The 1,912-nt window shown below is 57.3% G+C and carries 3 protein-coding genes; all 3 read right to left on the bottom strand.

Annotated features, from left to right (window positions below):
• Positions 1-80: 80 nt before the first annotated feature.
• Complete coding sequence (rrtA, locus tag B3520_RS16380) at positions 81-671, bottom strand: rhombosortase (RefSeq protein WP_286876447.1); 591 nt, start codon at positions 669-671, stop codon at positions 81-83.
• Positions 672-677: 6 nt separating this feature from the next.
• The gene (locus B3520_RS16375; protein ID WP_286805456.1) at positions 678-977 is read right to left on the bottom strand and encodes a PA4642 family protein; all 300 of its coding nucleotides are present in this window, start codon (positions 975-977) and stop codon (positions 678-680) included.
• Positions 978-1,009: 32 nt separating this feature from the next.
• Positions 1,010-1,912 (bottom strand): Asp-tRNA(Asn)/Glu-tRNA(Gln) amidotransferase subunit GatB (gene gatB, locus B3520_RS16370; protein WP_286876446.1); only part of this gene is annotated, 903 nt, incomplete at its 5' end.

Genomic DNA, 1,912 nt, shown 5'->3' with positions numbered 1-1,912 from the left:
CTTCGCTTATCCGCCCTACGCGAGTTTATACCGCTGCGCTCGGCCGTAGGGCGGATAAGCCGAAGGCGCATCCGCCGTAACTAAACGTGACGGCTTCGCCAAGTTCGCCACAAGAAAACCCCAACCCCCCAAGCCAGCCCAATCACCGCTCCATATAAATGCGCATCCACCGCTACCGGGACGGGCAAAAGCTCGTGTGACGTGTCATACCCGGGCCACTGTTCCTGCACAATTTTATAAGCCACCACCGCCAAGGCCAGACCGCTCATCCAGGGTGTCTGCTTGAAGGTGATGATCACTCCCGCTACCAGCAGTCCATGCAATGCACCGGACAGCCCCGCGTAATAATCCAGGTCGGTGTTGAACCACTGAATCCCGATGCCCACGCCCAGTAAACAGGTCAACAACAAAGGGCCATAGTGGCGCAGCGAAATATCCTGAAACAGAATCCAGCCGCATAGCATGAAGGCACCCAGGTTCATCGCCAGGTGGTAGGGGCCGTAGTGAATCCAGTGGCCGGTGAGCAGCCGCCAGAGTTCGCCCTGGCTGACGGCGTTGCGGTTGAGTTCGAGTAGGGGCTCGGTCACGCTCTGCAGTGCGCCGAGCAATACCATCATCACGCTCAACCCCAGTGTGAGCCAGAGGCTGGGCGTGAAACGGAGGAAGGGCAAGGCCGGTTACTCGGCGCCGGCCTGTTTCAGGGCGGCGATGTACTCGTCCGCCAGGCGGTGGTCTTTGATGGTCTGCAGAAAGGTCTTGCCGTCGGGGCCGGGGGCGTTCAGGTTGTGGCCGCGCTCGACAAAAAAATGCACAAAGGTGGCAAAGTTTTCTTCACGCATGCCGCGGTAGGCTTTCTCCAGCAAGTGAAAGTCCGGGTCCATCCCTTCGGGGGCCGGATACTGGAAGAAGCTTTTGATACGCTCATCATCAAACACTTCGCCCAGAACTTTCTTTTTGTCTTTCTTCAATTCGCTCATGACTGCTTTTATCTCCACGTGGCTGAAGGGATTTAACCTTCCAGCTTCTTGATCAGAATTTCGTTGACCGCTTGGGGGTTCGCCTGACCTTTGCTGGCCTTCATGATCTGGCCGACAAAGAAGCCGAGCATTTTCGGGCGCTTGGCCGGGTCGGCGTTGCGGTAATTGTCCACCTGTGCCTGGTTGTTGGCGATCACTTCGTCCACCATTTTTTCCAGCGCGCCGGTATCGGATACCTGTTTCAGGCCCTGTTTTTCAATGATGGTGTCGGCATCGCCTTCACCCTGGGTCATGGCCTCAAACACTTTCTTGGCGATTTTGCTTGAAATGGTGCCGTCTTTGATGCGCTCGATCAGGCCGCCCAGTTGCACCGGAGTGACCGGTGATTGCGCGATGCCGATTTCCTCTTTGTTCAGGTAGGCGGACAGGTCTGCCATGATCCAGTTGCCCGCCAGTTTGGCTTCGCCGCAGGCTTTGACCGTGGCTTCAAAGTAGTCCGCCGTGGCACGGTCGCCGGCCAGTTGGCCCGCGTCGTATTCGGGCAGATCGTATTCCTTGATGAAGCGGTCACGCCGCGCTTCCGGCAGTTCGGGCATGTCTTTGCGCACGGCTTCGATGAACTCATCGTCGATGATCACCGGTAGCAGGTCCGGGCAGGGGAAGTACCGGTAATCGTTGGAGTCTTCCTTGGTGCGCATGGAGCGGGCGGTTTTGGTATCGCCGTTGTACAGGCGGGTTTCCTGTACGATTTTCCCACCATCTTCGAGTACGTCGATCTGCCGTTCGACTTCCAGAGCAATGGCTTCTTCCATAAAGCGGAAGGAGTTGAGGTTTTTGGTTTCGGTGCGGGTGCCGAGTTCTTCCTCGCCTTTGAGTCGCACGGAGATGTTGACGTCAAAGCGCATCGAGCCCTGGGACATGTCGCCGTCGCAGAT

The sequence above is a fragment of the Marinimicrobium sp. UBA4509 genome (assembly GCF_002388575.1).
In the GTDB taxonomy this organism is placed as follows: Bacteria; Pseudomonadota; Gammaproteobacteria; order Pseudomonadales; family Cellvibrionaceae; genus Marinimicrobium; species Marinimicrobium koreense.
The sequence above is the reverse complement of the archived record's forward strand: the minus strand, read 5'-3'. Positions and strand labels throughout refer to the sequence as shown.

Bases quoted from the DNA above. Each gene is read 5' to 3' on its own strand.
- B3520_RS16375 (WP_286805456.1), bottom strand. From the start codon at position 977: ATGAGCGAATTGAAGAAAGACAAAAAGAAAGTTCTGGGCGAAGTGTTT.